Source organism: Rhodopirellula bahusiensis (genome assembly GCF_002727185.1).
Lineage (GTDB): Bacteria > Planctomycetota > Planctomycetia > Pirellulales > Pirellulaceae > Rhodopirellula > Rhodopirellula bahusiensis.
Window position 1 is genome coordinate 159,584 of record NZ_NIZW01000006.1, and the last position, 17,760, is coordinate 177,343.

The 17,760-nt window shown below is 56.4% G+C and carries 11 protein-coding genes; 8 read left to right on the plus strand and 3 right to left on the minus strand.

Annotated elements, in window-relative coordinates:
- Window positions 1-29: 29 nt before the first annotated feature.
- Window positions 30-2,069: a methionine--tRNA ligase gene (gene metG / locus CEE69_RS08480; RefSeq protein WP_099260262.1), complete on the plus strand. Its 2,040-nt coding sequence runs from the start codon at window positions 30-32 to the stop codon at window positions 2,067-2,069.
- Window positions 2,070-2,370: 301 nt separating this feature from the next.
- Window positions 2,371-3,930, plus strand: coding sequence for a hypothetical protein (locus CEE69_RS08485; protein WP_233215052.1), 1,560 nt, complete (start codon window positions 2,371-2,373; stop codon window positions 3,928-3,930).
- Window positions 3,931-3,935: 5 nt separating this feature from the next.
- On the opposite strand, the gene CEE69_RS08490 is transcribed toward CEE69_RS08485, so the two are convergent.
- Window positions 3,936-5,108, minus strand: coding sequence for a hypothetical protein (locus CEE69_RS08490; protein WP_099260264.1), 1,173 nt, complete (start codon window positions 5,106-5,108; stop codon window positions 3,936-3,938).
- A 397-nt stretch (window positions 5,109-5,505) separates the two neighbouring features.
- Between CEE69_RS08490 and CEE69_RS08500 the strand changes: the two genes are divergently transcribed.
- The 4 genes from CEE69_RS08500 to trpA all read left to right on the plus strand — a co-directional run bounded on the left by CEE69_RS08500 (window position 5,506) and on the right by trpA (window position 10,538).
- Entirely contained in the window at window positions 5,506-7,437 is a 1,932-nt protein-coding gene (locus tag CEE69_RS08500) for a hypothetical protein (RefSeq protein ID WP_233215053.1), read from the plus strand.
- A gap of 328 nt (window positions 7,438-7,765) precedes the next feature.
- Entirely contained in the window at window positions 7,766-9,067 is a 1,302-nt protein-coding gene (locus tag CEE69_RS08505) for an outer membrane protein assembly factor BamB family protein (RefSeq protein WP_099260459.1), read from the plus strand.
- A gap of 91 nt (window positions 9,068-9,158) precedes the next feature.
- The gene (locus CEE69_RS08510) at window positions 9,159-9,638 is read left to right on the plus strand and encodes a hypothetical protein (RefSeq protein WP_099260460.1); all 480 of its coding nucleotides are present in this window, start codon (window positions 9,159-9,161) and stop codon (window positions 9,636-9,638) included.
- A 63-nt stretch (window positions 9,639-9,701) separates the two neighbouring features.
- Entirely contained in the window at window positions 9,702-10,538 is an 837-nt protein-coding gene (gene trpA, locus CEE69_RS08515; RefSeq protein WP_099260267.1) for a tryptophan synthase subunit alpha, read from the plus strand.
- Window positions 10,539-10,619: 81 nt separating this feature from the next.
- On the opposite strand, the gene CEE69_RS08520 is transcribed toward trpA, so the two are convergent.
- Together CEE69_RS08520 and ftsH are read right to left on the minus strand one after the other, a co-directional pair.
- Window positions 10,620-11,486: a hypothetical protein gene (locus tag CEE69_RS08520; RefSeq protein WP_233215054.1), complete on the minus strand. Its 867-nt coding sequence runs from the start codon at window positions 11,484-11,486 to the stop codon at window positions 10,620-10,622.
- A gap of 196 nt (window positions 11,487-11,682) precedes the next feature.
- The gene (ftsH, locus tag CEE69_RS08525; RefSeq protein ID WP_099260461.1) at window positions 11,683-13,872 is read right to left on the minus strand and encodes an ATP-dependent zinc metalloprotease FtsH; all 2,190 of its coding nucleotides are present in this window, start codon (window positions 13,870-13,872) and stop codon (window positions 11,683-11,685) included.
- A 248-nt stretch (window positions 13,873-14,120) separates the two neighbouring features.
- Between ftsH and dxr the strand changes: the two genes are divergently transcribed.
- The gene (gene dxr, locus CEE69_RS08530; protein WP_099260269.1) at window positions 14,121-15,488 is read left to right on the plus strand and encodes a 1-deoxy-D-xylulose-5-phosphate reductoisomerase; all 1,368 of its coding nucleotides are present in this window, start codon (window positions 14,121-14,123) and stop codon (window positions 15,486-15,488) included.
- 38 nt (window positions 15,489-15,526) lie between these two features.
- Window positions 15,527-17,758 (plus strand): site-2 protease family protein, encoded by a 2,232-nt coding sequence (locus CEE69_RS08535; RefSeq protein ID WP_099260270.1) that lies wholly within the window; start codon window positions 15,527-15,529, stop codon window positions 17,756-17,758.
- Window positions 17,759-17,760: the final 2 nt, after the last annotated feature.

The following is a 17,760-nucleotide window of genomic DNA, read 5'->3' on the forward strand; positions in this document are numbered from 1 at the left end:
CCTCGATCCACTCACCGACAACTGCTTTCATGACGCGTCGTCTGCTCGTTACCGCTGCCTTGCCCTACGCCAACGGCCCGATCCACATCGGTCACTTGGTGGAATACCTGCAGACCGACATCTGGGTCCGGTTTCAAAAACTGCGCGGCAATCGTTGTTTGTACATTTGTGCCGACGACACCCACGGCACCGCGATCATGATTCGTGCTCGCAGCGAAGGTCGTTCCGAGATTGAATTGATCGAAGAAACCAGCGAAGCCCACCAACGAGATTTCGCGGGCTTTGGAATCGAATTCGATCATTACGGCAGCACCAACAGCGAAGAAAACCGCACGCTCTGTCATCAAATTTGGCAATCCCTTCGCGATGCGGATCTGGTCGTCCAGCGAAGTGTGGAGCAACTCTACGACCCGGAAGCCGAAACGTTTTTGGCCGATCGTTTCGTTCGCGGCACATGTCCCAAGTGTGGCACGCCCGACCAAGCCGGTGACAATTGCAATTGCGGACACACTTACAGCCCCATCGAACTGATCGATCCCGTCAGCACGCTCAGCGGTGCCACGCCAGTCATCAAAGAAGCCGAACACCTGTTTGTGCAACTGGAAAAGCTGCACGGTTTCCTTTCCGAATGGGTATCCGGTTCGGGGGCTCTGCAACCTGAGACCGCCAACTATTTGAAGGGGCACTTCTTAGCCGAAGAACTTCGCGATTGGGACATCAGTCGTCCCGCACCGTACTTCGGTTTCGAAATCCCCGATGCACCGGGCAATTACTGGTACGTCTGGTTCGACGCGCCAATTGGCTACATCGCCAGCACTCAACAATGGTGCGATGCCAACGGAGAAAACTTGGCCGATTGGTGGAAGAGCGATGACTGCGAAGTCCACCACTTCATCGGCAAAGACATCACTTACTTCCACACGCTGTTTTGGCCTGGGATGTTGAAAACGGCTGGGTTCTCACTGCCCACCAAAGTTCACATTCACGGGTTCCTGAACGTCAACGGCAAGAAGATGTCGAAGAGCGATGGCACCTTCGTCAAAGCCGAAACATTTTTGAAGCACATCGATCCGTCGGCACTGCGTTACTTCTACGCCACCAAGTTGTCATCGCGAGTCGAAGACTTGGACCTGGGAGTCGACGAGTTTGTCGAGAAGGTCAATTCCGACCTCGTTGGCAAAGTCGTCAACTTGGCCAGCCGCGTTGGGAAATTCGCCGGCCGCACGGGATTGTCACCGTCGTATCCCGAAGATGGTGGGCTGTTTCAATCCGGTGCTGACAAAGGCAACGAAATCGCATCCGCCTATGAAGACGGCGAATATTCCAAAGCGATGCGTTTGATCATGGAATTGGCCGACGCGGCAAACCCGTTTGTCGAACACGCCAAGCCATGGGAGATGAACAAAGACGCTGATCGACAAGATGAACTGCGAGACGTTTGCACGGTCGCATTGAACTTGTTTCGGCAACTGGCCGTTTACCTGGCCCCAGTCCTTCCCGAACTGGCAAAAAAATGTGGCGACTTGCTCGGGGAACCGATCACGTCGTGGGAACAAAGCCAAACGCCACTGACCGATCGTGGCGTCAATAAATTTCAACGTATGATGGACCGTGTCAAAACCGAGGATCTCGAAGCGATGATGGAAGAAAGCAAAGACGAAGCAGCTCAAGACACCGAGGCTGTTACCACCAACCCGTTCAACGACAATGATCAACCGCTCAAGGATGAACCGCTCGCTGATGAAATCACGATCGATGAGTTCATGAAGGTCGACCTGCGTGTCGCTCGCGTCCTCAACGCCGAGCACGTGCCGGAAGCCAACAAGCTTCTGAAGTTGACGTTGGGTTTGGGCGGCGACGAAACCCGCCAAGTCTTCGCCGGAATCAAAGCGGCCTACGACCCTGAAAAGCTCGTTGGTCGGTTGGTCGTGATGGTCGCCAACCTCAAACCTCGCAAAATGCGTTTTGGCTTGAGCGAAGGCATGGTCACCGCTGCCGGTCCTGGCGGCGAAGAAGTCTTTGTGCTCGGGATCGACGACGGCGCACTGCCGGGTCAACGAGTGCACTGACCCCGGTGTGGCATAGGCTTCCAGCCTGTGAAGAAGATCGCACCAAGCGAGCGGCTTCTCCCCTCAACCATCACCCTCCCCTTGGGAGGGTGATGGTTGAGGGGAGGGCCCAGCATTGAATGCATCGCGTAACCCTCCCCGGCCCGAAGCGGTCCGACCCTCCCAAAGGGAGGGTGAAGTTAAACTGCACGACCTCCGAGAGGGTGAGCGAAGCGAGTCGAAGAGCCCAGCAACGCTGCGCGACCTCCGTCACTGATACGCCTTGCCCTTTTGAGCCAGACAGCCGATGAAAGTTCCCGCGATGAACATTCTCATTGTGCATTGTCATTTCGAACGGGGCGGCGTGACCCAGGTGGTCGACAATCATGCTCACTGTCTGCAAGAATCCAGTGAAATTGATGAGGTGGCTCTTGTTAGCGGACCTCGCCAATCTGGTTTGCAAGACGCGACTCGTTCGTCGGCTTTGCTCTGGACCATTCCGTCCTTGGAATACGATTCGCTTCGTGACGCATCGCTGAGTGTTCAAGCTCAAGCTGACCAGATGGCACGGGAATTGGACGAGTGCTGCCAACATGTAGGATGGTCTCGTCAGCAGACCGTCGTTCACTGGCACAATCACAGTCTTGGTAAAAACGCTGCTTCGCCTTTAGTCATCAAAGAGCTGGCTTCATTGGGCTACTCCTGCTTGATGCAGATCCATGACTTTGCCGAGGATCAACGCCCGCAGAATTGGGCGTATTTGAAAGAGGCCCACGGTTGCGATCGTCCACAAGATCTCGACGCGATTCTGTACCCCAACGGAGATCGATTGTCGTACGCGACGTTGACGACCGGTGATGCGGAAACACTCGAGCGATTTGGAATTCATCGATCTCGGATTGATGTGTTGCCGAACAGCGTGCGTCTTCCCAGCGACGACTTACCCGATTTCGACGTTGCGACTCAAAAGCTGCAGCGAGCTTTCGACCTGCCTTCTGACTTTCGTTGGATGCTGTATCCGGTTCGCGGAATCCGCCGAAAAAACTTGGGCGAGTTCCTGTTGATGTGCCAACTGGCCGGAGGACCGACCGTCGGTGCGATGACGTTGATGCCAGACACACCCATGGAAAAGAAATCCTACGAACGGTGGAAATCCGTTGCGGAGCAATGCGTCGACAACATTGTTTTCGATGCCGCTCATCACGAAGAAATTCAATTCGTTGACAATCTATCAGCCGCGAGCGTCGTCGTTTCTTCCAGCGTAGCGGAAGGTTTCGGGATGGTCTTCCTCGAACCTTGGCTGGCATCCCGCAGCGTCGTCGCCCGAAATCTGCCGGGAGTGACCAGGGATTTTGTCGACCGTGGAATGCGACTGGATCACCTCTACGAAGCGATCCAAATTCCAGGAACGAAGTCATGGATCGCCGACTCCGAACAGCAGTTCCGAGAAGCGAAAATCAACGCATGGAAGGGCGTCCGCTCCCAAGCCGAAGTTGAGAACTCGGGCACCGCTTGCGAACGAGAAACCGGAGTCGCGGCCGACTGGATCGATTTCGCTCGATTGACTCCTTCGTTGCAAACTGACGTGCTCAAGCGTTTCGCGACCGACGCTGGATTCGCAAAAGAAATTTGCGAACGCAATGCAGCTTTGCATGATGCATTGGTGATGATGGGCAGCTCAGCCACGATCGATCACAACCGAAACATTGTCGCAACGAAGTATGGTTCAGAAAACCAAAGGCAACAATTGCTGAACGCTTATCGAAAAGCGATCAGCAATGAGAGCGTTCCGGTGTCTGGCTCGATGAACGACCAGACCATGTTGGACTTGGTCGAACATTCGCGGCCGTTCTATCCGTGCCGCGTTGAACAACTCCACTGAGCTTCTCAGCGTCGACTGCTGCTGGAGCGTCGTGCCATCTGCTTGCCCTTGGGGCGAACTAAGAACACCTTTGGATCGTCGACGACGAAGGAAGTGCTCCATCGACGCCCGTCATCCGCACTGCACACGTTGTAGAAAAACGTCCGCATGCGTTCGGCTTCGTAACCGTACGGAAACTGACTGGTGATGTAGTCTTCTTCCGTTAGATCCTCGACACCCGGCGAAGCGTAGTAGTGCACCATTCCGTCTGGAGTGACGCTCATTCCCAACGTCCACCAACCGGTCGTGGTGATCTGCGGGCCGCGGAAATCAGATCCCCGTTGGTTGCTACGAACACGCAGGTAAGCGTAGTCGTCGCTGCGGCTTCGACTGTCAGCTTTGCTTTCGAACTCGATGAACAAACCGGGCCAGTAGATCTCGTTGCCCATCTCTTTTCGTTTGAGCTTGAAGAACCCTGTTTCCTGTTCGATCATCGCGGTTGTTTCGAGAGCCAATCGGAAACCGAAGTGTGGACCGCTACGTTTTTCCCACTCGGCCACTGGCGGCAGGAAAACTCGCGTCGTGACACTTGGAACTTCCGACACGTCGATGCGTCGTTTCAATCGATATTGAACATTGGCGATGAAGTCATCTTGGTGCATTGTTCCGCTGGCATTGCCAGGGATGCCCGTGAACTTGCTCCGCATCAGCAGAGCGCCTTTGCTGCCGGGCAATCCACCGGCGGGCGTGCTGACGCGTTCGACCACATCTGGATGGCCGCGTTTGATGCCTTCGTACCAACGACCGTTGGTGCTCTTTCCCATCGGCGAACGTTGATTCTCATCAATGTCCTCGGTGCTTTTGGGATTGTTTGGCACATAACGCCACGATTCGTCTTCGAAGTCATCGGCGACGCCGACCAGTTCCGTTCCCGTTCCGGGAACAACCGGACGTTGTGCGTTGGCGTCTCCGCCACACACGCTTGCCAAAGCTGCGACGCCTGCGACGAAGGCGGTTCGCCAGCGTCTTGCCACCGGCTCCTGATTTTCCACCGGCCCCACAGTTCGCAGTGCGAAATGGCCGACCCAACGGTTGGTGTTGCTCTGCATTGCTACTTCCGTCACTTCCGTTCCCAAAGGATTGAAATGGACATGGATCGCGGCCTGAACGACGGTGTCGCGGGCGAAACGATGATCCATGACGGAGGCCCCCCTCCAACCGGAACAATCGGCACATTTTCACCGGCACTCCAATCGATCCGGTTTGCCCTGGCAAACTTTTGCGGCGGGACACTCCGATCAAACAAGCTGAGCGGCGGCTTCAATCGTCAAAATCGATTCCATCGTTACAAACCAGCACTGTCACGGATGGAGTGCTTCAGAACGCCAGAATCCGTGGCCCGTTTGCTCGAAATTCGCAGGAACGGAACTATGGTTATCTGTGTCGGAGGGACGCACTCTGCACCATGATTTACCCAAATATTAAGCGTCCCCCCGTGCGAGGCGGGGTCGGTTCTTCGGAGCCGGCCTCGCCTTTTTTTGTTGCCTTCGAACCGAAGTGTCCGACAGACGGCGACGAGCCATGCGAAATGCCCAAATGCGCTCACATTCGGGATTTTCGTTGACGGGAGACGGTGACTCGGTGAATAATAAGAATCCGCGAAACGTTCGTGTTTCGATCCTATTCGGCCGTGCTCTTCTCACCGAAGGTGTTCCTTTGCGACACGCCACATCGACCTCGTCTCCTTCCGATTCATCTGGACCGATTGCTGCCGTTGCGCAATTGGGTTCGGCGCACTCGAATTCAGCCGCCTCAGGCCAGGAATCGAACCACCAACGCGCCAAACGAATTTGGATCCTGTGCGTGGTCATGGTGCTGTGCTGGCTCTTCAGCGGGATTGCGTCGGCTCAGAAGTACGAGGTGATTGAAGACGCAGCGGTCGCAGGAGCAAAGCCAGAACAAATTTCCAATTTTGAACGGGCTGCGAAAACTCTTGCGACGACGCGAAAACCAGAGCAACTCACTGCCAGCTTGAAGAACAACGCACGGATTTACGTTGAACGAATTGTTCCCTACCGGATGGTACGCAAGGAGAACCTGAACGAGATGGGACCGATGTTGGCTTCGCTGGAGAAGTCACTCACCAACGCTCAGCGAATTAACAATCCCGGCAGCAAATCCCTGCTTGGGTATGTATACGGTGGGATGTCGAAGGTTGCGTCGGGCAATCACATCCCTGCCGCTCGCATCAATGCCGTCCTAGTCCTGGGCCGTTTGGACAGCAGGCCCTACGATGGTGCAACTGGACGGCCACCAACTCCTTTGGCGGCGGTCTACCCAAACCTCTTCAACACCTTGGTTGGACTTTACGAAAACGAAGAAGAAGTGGACGGCGTTCGCGCGGCAGCCTTGCAATCCTTGCACCGAGTTGCCATGTACGGGTTCACCTCGTTGGCGGCCGAACCAAAAGCCAAGTTGACTCAGTTGATGACAGACCTGTTGGATGCACCAGCTCCCGAAGGACGGGATCCGAAGGCACACGCTTACTTGCAGCGGTCCGCTGTCGACATCCTGCACTACGTCAGCACGCCCGATGACACATCCCTCGGCAAGCAACTGATTTCGATCAGCACCGACGAAGAAAAGCCTGACTTGATTGCGTTGTATTCGGCGGCGCAACTGGGTGACATGACCGAACAACTCAACGGTCAAGTCGCTGACACGGAAGGCGTTTTGAAGAGCTGGTCACGGCGTGCCTTTGACACCGTCGAATCAGAATTGAAACGCTTGAAGGCCCTCGACCGGACGGCCAAGATGGCCGTCAAGCAACCCCCAAGTCCGGATACATTCTTGGGCGTGAAAGAAGAGAAAAAGAAGAAGAAAGACAAGAGCCGCACCGGCGGCGGCATGATGGGCGGCGACATGGGCATGGACTCGATGATGGGTGGTATGGACATGGACATGGGCATGGAATCGATGATGAGTGGCATGGACATGGACATGGACAGGGGAATGGAATCAATGATGATGGGAGGCATGGGAATGATGGGCGGCATGGCAGCGGCGAAACCGCAACCACCTGAAGTAGCGCTTTCCCGCCGGCGGATCACTTACGTCCTGCAACAATTGATGCAAGGAGCGGTTGGATCGCGTGAGGCAGAGATTCCGAGCGACCCGAAAGGACTGATCTCCGCGGCATCCGATGAGGACAAGAGCGTCTTGACGTCTTGGATGGACGATGTTCGTCCCATTGCAGAAGCCATCAACGACGACATGTTGGACGACAAAAAGAAGTGGATGGAATCTCTTGAAGAACAACGTGTCGCATTGGCCAAACTTGCCGGAGTGGAACTGTCGGGCGACCAAGACGATGAAGGCGGATTTGATCGTGGCTCCATCGGTCTGCCAGGTTTCGGCGATGGTTTGCCTTCCAATGATCTACCAGCTGCGGGTATTCCGTCTGGATTGCCTGGCGGCCAAGGCCCTGATGCTGGTTTGCCCGGTGAAGGCCTACCAGGGGTCAACTGAGTTCTCTTCGTAACGAACGAATCGTCCATCGCGAGGTTGGTAGCAGCAGCTCACCAACCTCGGTTCGTTTTGACGTTGCAGTTTGCCGGATCACGCAACAAACGCCGGCGATGCGGTCGTTCTCGAAAAGTCCGCCGACTCACACATGCGTTCGACACAGAACTTCAGTCTGGCTCCGTCTTGTTTAGCTCCAAATGATCTTGAGCGAATTTTCGTTGGTGCTCCAATGGCAGCGTGCATCCGCCTTCGACACCGCACGCGAGCCTTTGGCGTGCACCTTCTCTTCACAAGCTCTTTTTCGACCTCTTCTTCGACATTGGATTCGAATATGAACCGCATCGCTCAAGGTCCGCGCTCGACTCGCACTTGGAACGTCATCACGTTGCTGCTGTTCGCGACATCCAATCTGAATTCTGCTTCGCACAGCAACGCGCAGGACTGGATGCAGTGGCGAGGCCCAGATGGGAACAACCATGCCGCCGCCGATGCCGACGCTCCCGTACGTTGGGACTTGGAACGTGGCGAAAACGTCGTTTGGAAAACTGCGATTCCGGGTAGAGGGCACTCAACACCAATCGTGGTCGGCGATCATCTCTTCCTGACCACGGCCGTGGCCGACGACGAGACCCAACGGCTGGTCAAATGCAATCGAGCCGATGGTCGGATGGTCAACAACTGGGTGATCCATCGTGGAACGTTGCCCGATCGGATCCATTCGAATAATTCTTACGCCTCGCCGAGCGCCGCATCGGACGGACAAAATGTTTATGTCTCGTTCCACACGGACGATGCGATCGTCGTCACTTCGCTGAACCTGGACGGCAAGCAGAATTGGCAAAAGAAGGTTGCCAACTTCCGTCCTTCTCGTTTTCAGTTTGGATACGGATCCAGTCCCATCTTGGTGGATGACTTGTTGATCGTCGCTGCCGAGTATGACGGTGCCGACAGTTGCTTGGCTGCACTCGACACTCAAACCGGTGGCATCGTGTGGCGAGTCGATCGGCCATCCAATCTGAACTTCGCAACACCGATCGCGACAACCATCGGTGGTCAACCAATGGTCTTGATTTCGGGTGCCGGCATGATCAACGCCTACGACCCCGCTACGGGAAAGGAACTCTGGCGAGTTGACACGACCACCGCCGCGATTTGTGGAACCGTTGTTTGGGACGACCGCCGCGTGATGACCAGTGGCGGCAATCCCGGATCGGGAACGTGGTGCATCCTGGGTGATGGAAGCTCAAACAACGTGCAGTGGGAAAACAACGTCAAATGCTACGAGCAGTCGTTGCTGACGATTCCCAACTACGTCTTTGCGGTGGCGGACACGGGAGTGGCCTACTGCTGGAGAACCATGGATGGGAAACAAATGTGGCGATCACGAATGTTCGGCGGTGGAATCAGCGCGTCTCCCATGTTGGTCAACGATCGCGTTTACGTTGGGTCAGAGGACGGAACCATTTTCGTCTTCAAAGCCAGCCCGGATAGATTCGAGCTGATGTCCGAAAACAAAACGGGTGATTCCATTTTCGCGACGCCGGTCCCAGTCGATGACCGACTTGTGATTCGAACGGGTGTCGGAAAAGGTGCTGAGCGTCAGGAATATTTGATTGCCGTCGGCATTCGCTGAGCCCACTCGCTCGCGTGAGAGCCCCAGTCCGACTTTTCTGATTGGGTAATTTTTTCTAAAGAAGTTGGATGGATCGGTCGATCAACTGGCTATGCCACATTCCAATCGCCAGGATTGCCCCGCTCGGACCAGCCGCGTCCGGATCGCTCGCTCGCTAACGCGATGCTTGGTGGTCTGCGTACTGGCTAGCATGAGCGGATGTGTGGCGTTGGGAGTCCCCAGCCAGCGAATGCACGATCCAGACGACCACGGCGGATTGCTCGGCGATTGGCGTCGTGGGCGACCTCACACGGCGGCTCAGCACACTCAAAGTCTGATCGAAGATGGTGCCGTGATTGTCCCCACAGATGGACATGGCGTGATGTGCGACACGACCGGCACTGTGCACGATGGGAATATTGGCTCCGGTGTGATCGACGGCACCATGCCGTTGGATCTGGACCCGATCACGGGCGGCGTTCAGTCGGAACCAGAAAAGCCACCCGAAGTGCCTTGGCCACGGTTTCATCCGGTCCCGACCCGGCCGGTCTTCGGAGGCGGCTTGGTTGCCGATCCGCACGCGGGAATCTAGGCTTGGCGGCAGAATTCGCCGTGACCAGTTTCGCCCGCACATCCTGACGCCGATCCGCCATCCATGACGCCTCTGCAAAGCCTTTTTGAATCTCTGCGTGGACAAAACCGCAAAGCCTTGATGCCGTTCCTGACAACGGGCGACCCTAATATCGAGACAACAGAAGCGGTCATCGCGGCAGCAAGCCGGGCCGGCGCAGACCTTTGCGAAATCGGTGTCCCGTACAGCGATCCGATCGCCGATGGCCCCGTCATCCAAGCCTCCTATCAGCGGGCGCTCGATTCCGGATTCAAATTGCAACACGTTTGGGATTTGGGCCAACGGCTGATAGCAAACTCCGACGTCGATGCGATGCCTCGTGTGACGATGGTCAGCTATTCCATCATCTACCGGATCGGGATGGCCAAGTACGTCGATCAAGCGATGCAAGCGGGATACTGCGGTGCAATCGTGCCGGACCTGTTGGTCGAAGAAGCTGACGAATTGAGCAAGATCTGTCGTGAGAAAGGATTCGACCTGATCCAGTTGGTCACGCCGACCACGACGCGAGACCGCCAATGCAGAATCGCGGAATTGTCCAGCGGATTCCTGTACTACGTTTCCGTGACCGGGATCACCGGAGAACGAACCGCGTTGCCGACCAATTTGGTTGACAATGTCGGCTGGCTCCGAGAGCAAACCGAACTGCCGATCTGCATCGGTTTCGGGATCAGCGGACCAGAAACAGCAGCCCAGTTGGCTCCCGTCTCGGACGGTTTGATTGTTGGCTCCGCGATTGTCCGGCGAGTTGCCGATGCGGTCGCCAACGCGAAAGAGTCAGGCAACGATCCTGTCAAAGCGGGCGCCGAAGAAGCTGGCGAGTTCTGTCGCTCGTTGCGAAGTGCGATCGACGCCGCGTAGGCTTTCTCGCTCTTCGCGATGCTTCAATTTGTTTTCACCGAAGGTGTTCGCGGGAACGGCACCTGCATGTGCGATCCAACTTCAGCGGTTCGGTGTGCGCCACTGAACAGGGCGATCAGCTGTCGAAAAGCTTGGCTGATTGGCGGCGGCTTGTCCCGACACTGCCGTGTTCATGTTCCCGTTGCTCTGAACCGCGACGTTCCCTTGAAACGAATCCTGAGGCGACTGCACGGGTGCTGACGCGGTGTTCCATTGCAACGCTTGCACAGCAGGAGGAGCGGATGGCACCAATTGGCTGACTGGCAATTGCCCGGGTAACGACGTCGAACCCACGTTCATTTGCGACGCGATGTTATTTGCTCCCATCACATTCGCGGCCGGGTACGAGCCTGTGTTGGGATACGAGTTCGCAACTTGCGGGACATAACCCGGTGGCGGTGGAGCGCCCGTCAAATCGATCACCGGCATGCCGCCGCTGCGAACTCCAGTGGAGGCATCGGTTGCAGCGGGCATCATTGGGTTTGACTGAACGGCGTTCGTTTCGACCCACTGTTGGTTTGGATTCTGTGCCGCCGATGTCATCGAGCCGGGCACGACCCCGCCCGCCTGTGCGATCCCTGATCCGACGGTATCACCAGAGTTGTGACTTATCGGAATCACGCTGCCGGAACTGGAGTTGTAATTTCCGGTCGGGGCGTAGTTGGCCGCAGCCGCAGGGGTCCCGCTCACTTGGCCGTACGAACCGGTTGCGGGAGGTGGCACACGTGCCGAGGCGCCAAACGCACCGAGGGTCGGCAACGTTGGACTCTGAACGGGAGTCTGGCCAGGCTGAAGCATACTGATCGGAGCGCCGGTGGTTCCGTTGGTTTGCTGGCAACCAGTCAACAGACCGAGCACGGTGACCGCCGAGAGGCCGGCACACGTCCGCCCGATAGTATTCTTCGCCATCCAATTGAATCGCATCTTGGAACGCCCGATTGCGTGTCATCTGCTTATGAAAAAACGGCAAGGCGGACGCATGTCGTCGCTTGCCGCATCGGGCTTTAACAAATTCGCGATCTTTTTCGAAAGACCGGATTCACAATCACGCACTCTCGTTCAGCAGTGCCGCGTGGGCTTCAAAGCTGCAAAAATCACCCGCAAACTACGAGCGATTCGACTGTGCAGATTCCGAATCTTCTCTCGCCACAATTTTCGCTTTTGGTTTTTCCGTGACGGTTCCAGGGACCAACCACGGCCCGCGACTGTTTTCCTGGATCAAACGCAACAACTCTTCGCTGTCGATCGCTTCGACCTCTAACAATCGCTGCGTGACCGCTTCCAAGACATCCCGACGTTGTTCCAAAATTTCGCGAGTCTGCGCCAACATGTCATCGACGATTCGTGAAACTTCTTTGTCGATCATCTTGGCCATCTCATCGCTGTGCATGATCTGGTAGTCACCGCCACCTGAACCAGCAAGAAACGGGCTGCGTGTGTTGCGACGAAGATTGATTCGACCAAGCCGACTCATGCCGTAGTCCATCACCATGCTGCGAGCCGTTTCGGTGCAGCGTTCCAGGTCGTTCTGAGCGCCTGTGCTGATGTCTTGAAAAATCATTTCCTCCGCCAGCGTGCCCGCTAGCATGACTTTCATTTGACTCTCGAGTTCACTCTTCGTCATCAAGAAGCGTTCTGATTCGGGACGCTGCATCATGTACCCGAGTGCCGCCAACCCACGAGGGATAATACTGACCTTGTGCACCGGGTCGGTGTTGGGAAGTGCTGCCGCGACGAGCGCGTGTCCCGACTCGTGATATGCCACGCGAATCTTCTCGTCTTCGTTCATCACCCGCTTCTTCTTCTCCAAACCAGCGGTGACACGTTCCACCGCTTCGTTGAACTCTTCCATCGCAACCGCGGGTTTTCCATTGCGAGCGGCCAACAAAGCGGCTTCATTGACCAAGTTCGCAAGATCGGCTCCCACGAAACCGCTGGTGATCGAAGCGATGCCTTTCAGCTCGACTGTCTCGTCCAGCTTCACGTTTTTGACGTGAACCGCCAAAATCTCTTCGCGACCAGCCACATCGGGACGGTCGACCAAAACGTGACGATCGAAACGTCCTGGACGCAGCAAGGCTGGGTCCAAGGTTTCCGGACGGTTGGTGGCAGCGACAACGATGACGCCTGAGTTGGAATCAAAACCATCCATTTCAACCAGCAAGGCGTTCAACGTCTGTTCGCGTTCGTCGTGTCCGCCCACGACACTTCCACTACGGCTTTTGCCGAGTGCATCCAGTTCATCGATGAAGATGATGCAGGGAGCACGATTGACGGCTTGGGTGAACATGTCGCGGACACGAGCGGCACCGACGCCGACAAACATCTCGACAAAATCGCTTCCGGATAGGCTGAAGAACGGCACGCCGGCCTCTCCCGCGATCGCTTTCGCCAGCAACGTTTTTCCGGTTCCGGGAGGACCGACCAGCAAGACACCTTTGGGAATGCGGCCACCGAGACTCTGATATTTGTCGCTGTTTTTAAGGAAGTCCACGACCTCGCGAACTTCATCGACAGCCTCTTCGATCCCGGCAACATCGTCGAATGTGGTCGGCAGATCGTCTTCGCTGTAGAGCTTTCCGCGACTTCTCGAGAACGACATCGGCGAACCGACGCCGCCCATGCGTTTAAGCATCACGATGCCGAGTGCCACCAAAACACCGATCATCAGCAATTCAGGCCAGTGGTTTTCGAGGAAGCGACTGGGTCGATCGTTGTCCCACGAGACGCCCGATCGCTGGAGCAGTGCTTCGAGTTCCGCCGCGATGACGTCGTTGGGATACCCGCGAATCGTTCGGAAGTTGACCTCTTCGGCGGCTTCCTTTTCGCTGGGATGGTTTGGTGTATACGCTTTGAAGTAGACCTTCCCCGTGATGCGATCATCCGCGACGAAGATGTCGCTGAGTCGACTGAATTCGTGTAGCACGTTTTCCTTCGTGCTGCTGGGGACCACGATTTTCGGCACCGGAAAATCGGCCTCGATATCGTTGCGAACCGTCGGGATGACGCTGGACGATGTTTCGGTCGTCTGCGAGTCATCTTGCTCGCCTGAGGTCGCTGCATCGGTCGAGTCAGAATCGGCGGGCTCCATCTGGGCAGCGATCTTTTCTTGCCGCTCGGCCGACTTCGTCAGCAATTCCGTCAGGTGCGGGTAGGCCAAACGCCGGCGATTGTCACTGAACAGGAACGCACTCAGCACCACGGCGCCGGTCACAGCCAGCAAAACCAACCAAACATTCCCTCCGCCTCGATTCTCGGACGATCCACCGCGTTTCGACTTGGGTTCGTTGCTCATTGCGTTCCAATTGTCTTTGTTTCGTTGAATTACGGCTGATTCAGCCAAGGTTCCACTATTTCTTCTGCTCGTCGACTTCCCAAGGCACCACTCTCAGCACCGTGTGAAAATCTGCCTTCGCAACGGGTCTGGATGACTTATTCGGATTGTTCTGGCAGGTCCGTTCCCCCATGATACGGCCCCTGACACCCTGGACAATCATTCCTGTGACATCGCCCCAGCCCAACCCCTCTCCAACGGAACCGACAGTGCCGGCCGAAACGCCGAACGAGGACTCGGTCCCTGATTTTCGGTCAACCAACCGTCCCATCAGCCGCGTGGCTGTCTTGGGCGGCACGGGAAGCATCGGCGTGGCCACGCTGGACGTGATCGAAAGCTTGAATCGGTGCGATCCTGAATTCGCCTGGGAAGTCTCGAGCGTATCCGGTCACTCTCAAATTGATTCTCTGATCGAATTGGCGGCTGGTTGCCACACGCCTCCGCAATGCTTGGTGGTTTCAGATGCCAAGAACGAGGCACAAGCCGCCAAAGCCCTGAATTCGGCATCCGCCCAACCAAATTCGCGACTGACGAACCGTTGTCGGTTGGACGTAGGCCCCGAGGCTTTGGTTCGAGCCGCGACGGAAGAAGACGTCGATGTGGTGGTTGCCGCCATCGTCGGCAGAGCCGGTTTGGAATCCACGCTGGCGGCCGTTCACGCGGGAAAACGGGTCGCCCTGGCTAACAAAGAAACCTTGGTCGTTGCCGGGCCAGTCGTTACGCGAGCTGCGGCGGAAAACGGATCGGAATTGTTACCCGTCGACAGCGAACATTCCGCGATTTTCCAGTGTTTGGCGGAATCACGGGCTCGTCAAAGCCAACCTGCCACTCTGGAACAGTCAACGAGAGCGGACTCCGCGACGACGGCTACCGACCCAACCTCGGCCACCGGATCATCAGCAAAAACGCATTGGCCGGGCGTCCGCCGACTGATTCTGACCGCCAGCGGTGGGCCTTTTCGAGATTGGACCACCGCTCAAATGCGGGACGCAACGATCGAACAAGCCCTCGCCCATCCAACTTGGAAGATGGGGGCGAAAATCACGATCGATTCCGCCTCGATGATGAACAAGGCCCTCGAGGTGATTGAGGCCAAATGGTTGTTTGATGTTCCAGCGGACAAAATCGAAGTCGTCGTTCACCCGCAATCATTGATTCATTCGTTGGTCGAATTCGAAGACGGCAGCTTGATCGCTCAAGTCAGCCCGCCTGACATGCGGATGCCCATTCAATACGCCCTGACCTATCCGCGGCGACTGCCTTGTCCCGCCCCTGAACTGGACCGTTCGCAGGGTTGGGACATGACGCTTTGCCCCGCGGATCCGGATCGATTCCCGGCTCTCGCCCTCGGATTCGAAGTCGCTCGCGTGGGCGGGACGGCGGGCGCCGTGGTCAACGCAGCCAACGAAACCGCAGTCGACCTGTTCCTGAACGGGCAAATTCGCTTTACTGACATCCCCGAAATTTGCCGCCGAACTCTGCTAGATCACGACCACGAATCTTCGCCCACGCTCGAACGACTGTTAAAATTGGACGTTTGGGCACGCGATCGAGCCCGAGAATTGGCTCAAATCTAAAGTTTCACCCTTCGGGAAAGCTGGTTCGCTGAACTTGTTTGCCCAACCAACCATATCTTCAACGAGGATTTGCCGGGCTGGCATTCCCCGTTCAACTCTCCTTCACCCCCGTCGAATTCATGTCGTTGCCTGTTGATTGGTCCCTCTTGCCCTCCTTGTTGGCGGCCACCGAAGACACCGGCGGCATTTTCGCTTGGTTGCAATCCACATGGCTGTGGATCCAAGTCGCCCTCGGAATCGGCTTGGTGATCTTTGTTCACGAGCTCGGACACTTCCTCGCGGCAAAGACATTTGGCGTGAAGTGCGAGAAGTTCTATGTGGGCTTTGATGTCCCGATCTCGATCGGTCCGATCAAATTCCCTCGCACACTTGGCAAATTCACCTACGGCGAAACCGAATACGGAATCGGAATTTTGCCCCTCGGCGGATACGTCAAGATGCTGGGCCAAGACGACGATCCACGCAAAGCGGAAGAAGAAGCCCAACGCATTCGACAAAGTGGAGAAGCCTCCGACGCCGAAGAGAAACTCGACCCACGAAGCTACCCCGCCAAACCAGTTTGGCAGCGGATGATCATCATCAGTGCGGGCGTGGTCATGAATGTGATCACCGGCGTCCTGTTCGCAGCGTTCGCTTTCTTCAACGGTGTCGGTTACACACCCGCCGTCGTCGGTGGAGTGACTCCCGGTGGCCCCGCCTGGCAGGCCGGCATTCGGCCCGGTGGACGAGTCGTCTCAGTCAGCTCGCTCGAAGATGATTCGCAATTGCCATTCAGCGAAATGCAATTGAAGATCATGGAAGCGGGAATTGAATCTTCCGAAACGGCTGTTCCAGTTCGCCTGCAATACGGCGATGACACCCGCGAATATCAACTGGTGACTCAGGCCAGCCCGATCGAACCGGATCGCCGAATGATCGGCATCCAAAGCCCGACCGGTGACACGTTGTTCTCCGAGCTTCCTGCAATGCCAAACTCGGCTGCTGCCGATGTGGTGACCGATGCGGATGCGGGAGCCAAGGTGGTGGGCTTCGATGAACAGACGCTGGATTCATCGGCGATCATGCCGATCACCCCGTTGCTGACTCGCATCCACACCGCACCGTCCCAACCAATCGAAGTTCGGCTGACTCGCGCGGATGAATCCGAACACTCCCTGACGCTGCCGCCGCAACAAGCAAAAGACTTTGGCATCCAATTCAAAATTGGGCCAATCAAAGCGTTGATGCAAAACGGACCGGCTGACTTGGCTGGCATGGAAGTCGGCGATCAAATCATCTCCGTTGGCGACGACACCGACGTCGACGCGTATCAAATGCTGCTGGCCGACGTTCAATACGATGAACCGGTGAAAATCACCGTTCAAAGAGGTGAAGGTGACGCCAGCAAAGAAGTCGAATTGACGCTGACCCCAAAACGGGTTGAACAAACGATGACGCCCGTGTCAGCGTTTGGCGAAATGATGTCGGTGGATTCGCTCGGATTCGCTTACGAACCAACCGCTGTCGCTTCGGAAGTGCTCGGTGGTGGCGAAGAGTCCGCCGCGACCTCGGGCGAGACAATTCAAGTGGGTGACGAACTCCGCCAAATTCGCGTTCAATTCGCGAAAGCTGAGGATCGTGAATCGATCGAAGACGAGTTGTCCGAAACTGCGATGGAAGCCCTGACGGAAGGCTGGGAGATCGGCCCCACTCAGCCGCTCGGCAATCTGATGGAAACCGTTCAAATCCTTCCCGTCGGCACCAAGATCATCGTCACTGCGATCCGTCCACCCAGCGGCACCGTGGTTGAGCAGACCCTCACCGTTCGCCAGTCGGATCGATTCTGGTACGACCGCGGGTTGAACTTCGCACCGGTCGAGTCCATTCGACAAGCGGATTCGATTGGAATGGCACTCGCGCTCGGTGTGAGCGAAGCCAAACGACGCATGGCCGATGTCGGCCGCTTCTTGAGCATGTTGGTTCGCGGCAAAGTGAAAGCCAAATTTGTGGGCGGTCCGATCCGGATCGCTCAAATGGCCAGCCACCAAGCCGAGAAAGGTTTGTCCGCGCAGCTGATGTTCCTGACGATGCTGAGCATGAACTTGGCGATCCTGAACTTCCTGCCCATTCCAGCTCTCGACGGTGGCCATATGGTCTTCTTGACCGCCGAACTGATTCGGGGCAAGAAAGTCGACGAAGCCATGGAAATGCGTCTGACGTTTGTCGGCGTGTTGGCGTTGTTGGCATTGATGATCTTTGTCTTCACCAACGACATCCTGAACCTCCTGTAGGT